Consider the following 8,955-nt stretch of genomic DNA (forward strand, 5'->3'; position numbering starts at 1 on the left):
CTTGATCTCCTATCCGCGATTTATGCTTTTATTTGTTGTTGGACAAGTATCTTCAAAGCAGCGTGCTTGGATTCTGTCATTGCAAACAACTCGTCAAATCCAGAAGGAAGCGTCTTGTCAAGAACACGCAAGCCTTCCTCGGTAATGCCACCTTTGGTAGCAACACGTTCGATCAGCTGGTCGAAGCTAAGCTGTTCGTTTTTGAGCAAAAGAGCGGTTCCCAGCATCGTTTCCACCAGCATGCTTCTCGCAGTATCCAAGTCAAACTCTGGTGTTTTGCGAACGGCTGCCTGCGCGAACGAGTCAAGAATCCCTGCGATCAGTCCTGGTGCGCTGCTGGTGAGGATCGTCGCTGTTTCGATCTCGACCTCGGACACTTCCTGTGATTGACTAATGGAAGACAGGAGAGTGAGTAGCTCATTGCGATCCTCTGCACTTGTTCGACTGCTGCATTAAACAACGAAACACCATGCAGCTCTTGCGAAGTGACTGTAGGAATTACTTTACTTACGGCACCAGCATGGACGGTTTCCAAATCATCGATGCTAACACCTGCTGCCACAGAAACGATATGTACACTTTCAGGGATAGATAACGCACGCAGTATAGGCAGGATATCCAGTGGCTTTGTGCAGAGAAAGACCAGATTTGCCTGGTCGCACACCTCTTGCGCACTTTCAGCTATGAGAATGCCATGCGATGCTTGCAGATTTTCAGCCTTTTCTCTTGTTCGATTAAAGACGGTGATATGCTCGGGCTGGATCACACCGCTTTTACAGAGTGATTTCACCAGCATTTGACCCATACTGCCTAGTCCAATGATTCCAATTCGCATGTGCAAAACCCCCCGTCTTATTGTAACGTAGCCTCATGAAAAAAGGTACAGCCTCCCATGTGAGAGAGCTGTACCTTGCAGTTTCGCTTAAAGGATTAGTCGTCAGAGCTACGGAAAATCATGATGTATTTCGCCAACTCCAGAACGGAGATCAGAGCGGCAGCTACGTACGTCAGAGCGGCTGCGCCCAGCACTTTGCTTGCGCCACGTTCTTCATCATTGCGGATGAAGCCCATTTTAAGCATCAGTTCTTTCGCACGGCTACTTGCGTTAAACTCGACAGGCAGTGTGACGAGCTGGAAGGCAACTGCTCCGGAGAAGAAGATAATCCCGATGAGCAAGAGTCCAGCCATTTTAAAGAAGAAGCCAGCCAACAGCAGCAACGGCGCCACACCGGACACTAGGTTGACTACTGGGAAAATGCGATGGCGTGCTACCAGCATCGGGTAAGAGACCTTGTGTTGAATCGCATGGCCAACCTCGTGACAAGCAACGGACAGAGAGGCAATCGAGTTGCCGAAGTATACAGGATCAGACAGGCGTACGACACGGTCAGTCGGGTCGTAGTGGTCAGTCAGTGTCCCTGGGATATGTTGAACAGGAACGTTCGTCAAGCCGTTCGCATCGAGCATGCGGCGGGCTGCCTCAGCACCGGTAATACCGGAGGAGGTAGGAACTTCGGCGAATTTGTTAAAAGTTCCTTTCACACGGAACTGTGCCCAGAGCGACAGTCCGAATGCAATCAGAATCAGGAAATCCATAGGATGGAAAAACATTCCACACTCACTCCTCGTTGTAATCTATGAAAACGAAATGTTGCTAAGCCATACATGTAACCTTACTACTTCATTCTGTCCCATATTCATGTATACGAATAAGTCCTATGACAGTTTCACTATTTTATTGTACAATCTCTGACCATTATTGACAATGTTGCTGCATGCGAAAAAAACAGACACATTCCTCCTCAGCATGATTGGGAATGTGTCTGTTTTGATGTTTACCTGTCGTGATTTTGGGTTTTGTGATGCTCGGTTTTTCGCGGGTTTTGAAAACCGGTCACTTCGAGCATTTTACTGCTCATTTTGGAATCCAACGTCTTTTCAGGAGCCTGCGGATATGATTTTTCACCTTTGGACACCGAAATATCCTCCTCGAAAACATAATCGCGAACAGGCTTATTATTTCCTCGAACGGATGCGAAAGGACGTGGGAATGGTTTACAGCTGAGAAAAGGCGCGGTCTACAGCTGCGATGGTGTTTTGAATGTCTTCTTCTGTATGAGCTGTCGTCACGAACCAAGCTTCATATTTGGATGGTGCCAGGCATACACCTTCATTCAGCATCAGTTGGAAGAAGCGGGCAAATATTTCTCCGTTCGCTTTCTGAGCTGCATCATAATCATGAACAGGCTCGTCCGTAAAGTAAACAGCCAATGCCCCTTTTACACGATTGAGCTGGATGGTTACGCCGTGTTTGTTGGCTGCCGCTGTGATTCCGTTCGCAAGCATGGCGCCCAGTCGTTCGAATTCATCGTACACGCCCGGCTGCTTCAATACTTCTAGGCAGGCAATTCCCGCACGGATAGAAGCAGGATTACCAGCCATTGTTCCTGCTTGATACGCAGGTCCGAGTGGGGCGACTTGCTCCATGATTTCCCGACGACCGCCATAAGCGCCGATTGGCAGACCGCCACCGATAATTTTGCCCAATGCAGTCAGATCAGGCTCGACTCCGAGGAGGTTTTGTGCTCCGCCATAGCAGAAGCGGAATGCAGTAATCACTTCATCGTAGACGACAAGTGCGCCTGCTTCGTGAGTGATTCGGTTAACCTCTTCCAGGAAGCCAGGCTCAGGTGCCACGATACCGAAGTTGCCGACAATCGGCTCAACGAGGACGCAAGCCGTTTCGCTTCCCCATTTGCTCATAGCTTCTGCGTATGCTTCGATATTATTAAAAGGTACGGTAATGACTTCGCTGGCAATACTTTGTGGAATACCCGCACTGTCCGGAATCCCCAAGGTAGATGGTCCGGAGCCGGCAGCAACGAGTACCAAATCAGAGTGGCCGTGGTAGCAACCTGCGAATTTGATGATTTTAACACGACCGGTATAGGCACGTGCTACACGAATGCAGGTCATGACTGCTTCTGTACCGGAGTTATTGAATCGAATGCGCTCCATCGAAGGGATTGCTTCGCGGATCATGTTTGCGAAGGTAATTTCCCATGGAGTCGGAGTACCGTACAGGGTTCCGTTGGCAGCTGCTTCGCAAATCGCTTTGGTCACATGTGGATGTGCATGGCCAGTAATGATGGGGCCATATGCTGCTAAATAGTCAATATATCGATTGCCGTCCACGTCCCAGAAATACGCGCCCTGGGCACGTTCCATCGTTACGGGTGCTCCCCCGCCTACAGCCTTGAAAGAGCGGGAAGGGCTGTTTACCCCGCCTAGAATGACGTCGAGTGCTTCCTCGTGCAGTTGCGCGGATCGTTCACGTTTCATGCATATTCCCTCTTTTCTTTTGGAACTACCTCTTTTGGAAAAAGTCCTTCATTATCTTACCACAGCTGTTCAACAACTGGATATGAACGGAGAGCTATAGATGAAGGAAAGGAAAAATGATACAATTTTCAAGCAAATCACTCCATGGATAAAGGCGGGGTCATCATGAAACTTGAGTGCATCTCCACGAAAGGAAGCAGCAAAAGCAATGAGGACGCCTATGTGATTCAGCAGGTTAAGCATGTGTATGCGGTCATCGACGGCATTACGTCGCTGATCCCGTATGAGAACGCAGCAGGACAGACAGGCGGAGCTATCGCTGCAGAGCTCGTAAAAAAGCAGCTGGAAGCAATGCCAGAGGATGCAGCTTTGCACAATTATTTGGAGACGATAAACGAAGCGCTTCAGGAGCAGATGCAACAAAGCGGCATCGATCTTGAGAAAAAGGAAGCATTTTGGGGAGCGGCCTGTGCAATCGTCCGTGTAGGAGATGCCCATATCGAGTACGCACAGTTGGGAGATTGCATGATATTTGCCGTTTATGAGGATGACACTGTGCGACCCCTGACGCATACGCAAGTCAGCCATTTGGAACAGGCCGCCTTGGCGAAGTGGGAAGAAGGAATCAACGAAGGATTGTGTACCCGAACAGAGCTGTACGAACGATGTATGGACATCCTGATCCATAACCGCTATCAGGCGAATGGACCAGGAGGCTATGGCGTGTTGAATGGCGATGTTGCCTGTCGGGATTTTATCGAGTATGGACGCATGAATCGAGTTGGCGTGAAGGCATTGGTGCTGGCAACGGATGGTCTTTTCATGCCGAGAGCTTTAGGTGAAGCACAGCCGAAGTGGGAAGAGACGGTGCTACCGATCTTACATAAAGGGCTGCAACGTTATACAGACGAGCTCATTTCTCTGGAAAACAACGATCCCGAATGCATCCGTTATATCCGCTTCAAAAAGTCAGATGACAAAACGGGAATGATCCTTAATCTTTACTAACAGTTTGGTGCAGTTTGCCTTTTGCACAAATCGGTTGGCTCATATACACTACAAATGGTATTTAAGCGAAGAAAAAAGGACGGTTTTCCATGATTCAAGTAAATCATTTACAAAAGGATTTCCGCATCCATCAGTCCAGACCGGGCCTTGGTGGTGCTTTTCGTGATTTGTTTAGTCGGGAGTACAAGACGGTAAATGCGGTGGATGACCTTTCCTTTACAGTAGAGGAAGGGGAAATGTTCGCGCTGATTGGGGAAAATGGTGCCGGAAAATCGACCACGATCAAGATGCTGACCGGTATCTTGACCCCGAGCGACGGCGAAATCGTCATTAACGGCTATGTGCCTTTCAAGCAGCGTGAAGAGTATGTTCGATCCATCGGAGTTGTTTTCGGGCAGCGCTCTCAGCTTTGGTGGGACCTATCTCCGCTAGAGTCCTTCCGTCTGTTGAAAAGTGTTTATAAGGTTGACGATGCAGAAGGAGAAAAGTGGTTGGAGCGTTTGATTGAGGAGCTGGATATTTCTCCGTTCGTCAGTCAGCCAGTACGCAAGTTAAGTCTCGGACAACGGATGCGCTGTGAAGTGGCTGCTTCATTGATTCATAAGCCACGTCTGCTGTTTCTCGATGAACCGACAGTTGGACTCGATGTGCTCGTTAAGCAAAAAATCCGTGAGTTTCTCCGCAATCTGAATGAGACGGAAAATATGACGATCTTGTTGACGACTCACGATGTGTCAGACATTGAAGCACTCTGTAAACGCGTGCTTGTCATGGACAAAGGGAAGCTGATCTTCGATGGCTTGCTGAATGACCTCAAGGAAAAATGGGGCAATGGCACAGAGGTGTCCTTCCAAATGAAAAAGCGTACTTCAACAGCCGCACTCCGTCAGGCATTGGGAGAGCTGCCTTGTGAGATCGAGCAAATCAATGATTTTACCCTCAGTGTAAAAGTTGCGCGGAGTCAGGAAATGCTGCCCTTTGTTTTGTCGACAGTCATGTCATCGTTTGAAGTCAGCGACGTAAAAATCGAGGAGACGAGCACAGAGGATATCGTTCGCAACATTTATTCCTCAGACCAAGAGGTAGCCAGCCATGCGTAAGCTTTATATGGAACTCATTCGCATGAGGTTTTTGACGATGCTTGCCTATCGTGTGAACTATTACAGCGGGATCATTATCTACGCGATTAACATCGGAGCGTACTACTTTTTATGGGGAGCGATCTACGGAGGCCAGCAGCAGCTGGGCGGGCTTACGGTTGAACAGATGACTTCCTACGTTGCGATTGCTTGGATGTCGCGGGCGTTTTATTTTAACAACATCGATACAGAAATAGCTCAGGACGTCCGAGAAGGCAAGGTCGCGATCGAGATGATACGCCCTTATAATTACTTGTCCGTGAAAACGGCGCAGGCGTTTGGGGAAGGGATCTTTCGCTTTCTCTTTTTCGCGGGTCCAGGGATCTTCCTAATCAGCCTGATCATTCCATTCAGCTTCCCGGCGACAGCGACTGGATGGGGGCTGTATTTGATCAGCTTGATGTGTGCGTTTTTGATCAATACACAAATCAATCTGGTGACAGGCTTGCTGACTTTCTTCCTGTTCCGAAACGATGGTATGATGCGAGCCAAGCGGGTCGTGGTGGATCTGTTGTCTGGTCTCGTGCTGCCGATCAGTTTTTTCCCGGGCTGGGCGCAAACGGTAATGGGTTATCTCCCATTTCAGGCGGTCAACTACTATCCGAGCCTGATCTTCACAGGTGCGATTACAACGGAACGTTCCTGGGAATTGATCGGTTTTCAGGTCATTTGGATGTTTGTCATACTGGTTCCCATCTTGGTGATGTGGCGTCTTGCCCGCAACAAGCTGGTTGTGCAAGGAGGGTAGAGCATGCAAAACATGAGACATATTTTCAGTATTTTTGCCGACTACCTGAGCCAGTACTTCAAGACGAGACTTGCCTATCGAACGGATTTTATCGGGGATTTTGTGTCCAATTTGGTTTCTGAGTTGATCAATCTCGTCTTTATTATTGTCGTGTTCACTCATGTTCCACTTATGGGGGATTGGACGCGTGACGAGATTATCTTTATCTATGGTTTCTTTTTGGTTCCATACGCGTTGTTCTCGATGTTCTTCGGTTTTTGGGACTTCAACGAACGGTATATCATCCGGGGCGAGATGGATCGCATCCTGACGAGACCGATTCACAATCTGGCACAGGTGTGTCTCGAGTCGATTGCGCCAGACCGCATTTTTGGAGTCATAACCGGGATCATCATCATGGGGTATGCTGCCATTCAACTCGATTTGTCATTTTACTGGTACGACGTGTTCATCTTTATCGGGCTCTCAATCAGCGGGGCACTGATTTACGGTGGCGTGTATACCGCAATTGCTGCGGTTAGCTTCTTTTCCGACTCGCGGACAGGGATTGCTCCGATGATTTACAACATCCAGCAATATGGGCGCTATCCGGTAGACGTGTACAACAAGGCGATTCGCTTTGTGCTCACCTACGTGCTGCCGTTTGCCTTCGTGGGTGTTTATCCGGCGGCTTACTTTTTGCGCAAGGAAGTCTGGTACACATATGCGGCAATGACGCCGGTAGTGGCTGTTATTTTCTTCGGGATTGGGCTATTAGTCTGGAACTGGGGAGTCACGAAGTATCGGGGAGCGGGTTCTTGATGATTTATAATCCGAAGTTGTTGTAGCAATATTTGGATGTAACGAGATCTAAAAGCATAAGGTAAAAAAAGACCGTCTCGGCTGCAAACGGAACGGTCGGTACAATAGGCGCTTCCCGCAAATACTATGTTGTGAAATAGACCGCAGAGCTGGTGAACTCAAGGGCGGTCTATTTCTTTTTGGTTACGTTATTCCCACTAAACAAATCGGAAAAATAAACAAAAAGTGTCGAGCTGGCAGTTTCCTCTATTGTCAAATCAAAAAACAGCAGTATAATATGCTGTATACAACTACACATTCCTTCGGGGCAGGGTGAAATTCCCGACCGGCGGTGATCATGCTTTATGCATGTTAAGCCCGCGAGCCTCCCGAGCTGAAAGTAGCGACGGAGTGCAGGATCTGGTGTGATTCCAGAGCCGACAGTACAGTCTGGATGGGAGAAGGATGACGACAGTACGTTTATCACACGTGCTTGTTTGCCTGTGCAAATGGGATGAGAACGTAGAGGCCAGCCCTCTAGTTTCTTGTACCTTTTATTTGCGCATGGTTTGTCATACGCTTGCAAATGCCCTGTGGAACTAATAGCCACAGGGTTTATTCTGTTTGTGTAACAAGACGTGTGAGCTTACAACGACTGTTGCCATTCCTCAAGAAGGAGTAGAAAAATGAGGAGATGGTAAACATGAAAGAAACAGCGCTGCATTCTTCGCGCACACGTGCAACCCAAAAGCTGGTGACGATTCCCATGCTGGCGGCCGTTGCATTTATTCTGCAGTATCTCGAGGTTCCCGTTCCGCTGATGCCAAGCTTTTTGAAGCTCGACTTCAGTACACTCCCGGCATTGATCGGGGGACTCATGTACGGACCTGTAGCCGGCGTTATTATCGAGGTACTGAAAAATACACTGCATATGCTCTTCAAAAATACAGACGGTCTTTTGATCGGTGAGCTTGCAAACGTTGTAGCAGGATCAAGCTTTATTTTTGCAGCTGTCTACATGCAGCGTCTGGGCCAAGGCAAAAAAGGCTTCCTGACTGGTCTCGCTCTGGGAACGATTTTGATGACGATTGTCATGGCTGTGGCAAATGCTTATGTGCTGTTGCCTGCGTACGCTGTGCTTTATCAAATGCCGATTGAACAGCTCTTGACCATGTTCAATGCGACAAGTATCTGGTCATTGGTTCTGTACGGAATCGTCCCATTCAATCTCTTCAAAGGTGTTATGATTTCAGTGGTTGCGTATCCGATCTACGTGAAGCTCGGCTCCAGAATCGCTGCGCGTACCAACAATTGACAACGACGATGTGACTCGCTAATATGTTTAGTTAATAGATAGTCACAAAAGGCTATGAAAGGACCCGCAGCTATTCCCCCGTGACAGAGAGTCGGCCCTAGTCTGGAAGGCTGATACGTAAAGGATAACTGCACCCCATCCTGAAGCCGCTAGTGAAGAGCTTAGCCGGATGCCCACCGTTATCGGGTTATCGAGAGGACTATGGCGTATGCTGTAGTCAATCAGGGTGGTACCGCGGAAGTTGATCCTCCGTCCCTTTTTGGGATGGGGGATTTTTTGCATTTTGCGTAAGAATAAAAAGGAGCGTAGACGGATGAAAGAGGACAAAGCGTTTGTAAAAGAAATTACACCGCAATCGGAGGATTTTTCGCGTTGGTACATCGATGCCATTAAAAAGGCGGATTTGATGGACTACACACCGGTACGCGGCTGCATTGTGTTCAAGCCGGATGGCTTTGAGCTATGGGAGCGAATTCAAGAGGCGATGAATAAGCGTTTCAAGGAGACAGGGCATCGCAATGCCTATTTCCCGATGCTGATCCCCGAGTCCTTCTTTCAAAAAGAAAAAGAGCATATCGAGGGCTTCAATCCAGAACTGCCTTGGGTAACAGAGGCTGGGGGGG

Annotated in this window: 10 protein-coding genes, 1 pseudogene and 1 riboswitch; of the genes and pseudogenes, 6 read left to right on the forward strand and 5 right to left on the reverse strand. The window is 48.5% G+C overall.

Features of this window, described 5'->3' with window-relative positions; genetic code table 11:
• Positions 1-20: 20 nt before the first annotated feature.
• From PMI05_RS31560 to PMI05_RS29125, 5 genes are all read right to left on the reverse strand, one after another.
• A complete protein-coding gene (locus PMI05_RS31560; protein WP_007729813.1) occupies positions 21-377 on the reverse strand; it encodes a pyrroline-5-carboxylate reductase dimerization domain-containing protein in 357 nt (118 codons plus the stop codon).
• Positions 320-835: an NAD(P)-binding domain-containing protein gene (locus PMI05_RS31565; RefSeq protein WP_007729815.1), complete on the reverse strand. Its 516-nt coding sequence runs from the start codon at positions 833-835 to the stop codon at positions 320-322. The genes PMI05_RS31560 and PMI05_RS31565 overlap by 58 nt, the downstream gene beginning before the upstream one ends.
• A 95-nt stretch (positions 836-930) precedes the next feature.
• Entirely contained in the window at positions 931-1,611 is a 681-nt protein-coding gene (locus PMI05_RS29120; RefSeq protein WP_007729816.1) for a zinc metallopeptidase, read from the reverse strand.
• A gap of 224 nt (positions 1,612-1,835) precedes the next feature.
• Positions 1,836-1,976: a hypothetical protein gene (locus PMI05_RS31220; protein ID WP_007729817.1), complete on the reverse strand. Its 141-nt coding sequence runs from the start codon at positions 1,974-1,976 to the stop codon at positions 1,836-1,838.
• A 79-nt stretch (positions 1,977-2,055) separates the two neighbouring features.
• Positions 2,056-3,342 carry a glutamate-1-semialdehyde 2,1-aminomutase gene (locus tag PMI05_RS29125; RefSeq protein WP_007729818.1) on the reverse strand — a complete coding sequence of 429 codons (1,287 nt, stop codon included), beginning with the start codon at positions 3,340-3,342 and terminating at the stop codon, positions 2,056-2,058.
• 165 nt (positions 3,343-3,507) lie between these two features.
• Between PMI05_RS29125 and PMI05_RS29130 the strand changes: the two genes are divergently transcribed.
• The 6 genes and pseudogenes from PMI05_RS29130 to PMI05_RS29155 all read left to right on the forward strand — a co-directional run.
• Positions 3,508-4,350: a protein phosphatase 2C domain-containing protein gene (locus PMI05_RS29130; RefSeq protein ID WP_007729820.1), complete on the forward strand. Its 843-nt coding sequence runs from the start codon at positions 3,508-3,510 to the stop codon at positions 4,348-4,350.
• Positions 4,351-4,439: 89 nt separating this feature from the next.
• Positions 4,440-5,450, forward strand: coding sequence for an ATP-binding cassette domain-containing protein (locus tag PMI05_RS29135; RefSeq protein ID WP_007729823.1), 1,011 nt, complete (start codon positions 4,440-4,442; stop codon positions 5,448-5,450).
• Positions 5,443-6,237 (forward strand): ABC-2 family transporter protein, encoded by a 795-nt coding sequence (locus PMI05_RS29140; protein ID WP_007729824.1) that lies wholly within the window; start codon positions 5,443-5,445, stop codon positions 6,235-6,237. The genes PMI05_RS29135 and PMI05_RS29140 overlap by 8 nt, the downstream gene beginning before the upstream one ends.
• A 3-nt stretch (positions 6,238-6,240) precedes the next feature.
• The gene (locus PMI05_RS29145) at positions 6,241-7,038 is read left to right on the forward strand and encodes an ABC transporter permease (protein WP_007729827.1); all 798 of its coding nucleotides are present in this window, start codon (positions 6,241-6,243) and stop codon (positions 7,036-7,038) included.
• 294 nt (positions 7,039-7,332) lie between these two features.
• Positions 7,333-7,487: riboswitch (FMN riboswitch) on the forward strand.
• Positions 7,488-7,720: 233 nt separating this feature from the next.
• Entirely contained in the window at positions 7,721-8,332 is a 612-nt protein-coding gene (locus PMI05_RS29150) for an ECF transporter S component (RefSeq protein ID WP_007729829.1), read from the forward strand.
• A 313-nt stretch (positions 8,333-8,645) separates the two neighbouring features.
• A pseudogene (locus tag PMI05_RS29155) lies at positions 8,646-8,955 on the forward strand (proline--tRNA ligase); the annotation flags it as partial.

It is taken from the genome of Brevibacillus sp. BC25, assembly GCF_000282075.1.
In the GTDB taxonomy this organism is placed as follows: Bacteria; Bacillota; Bacilli; order Brevibacillales; family Brevibacillaceae; genus Brevibacillus.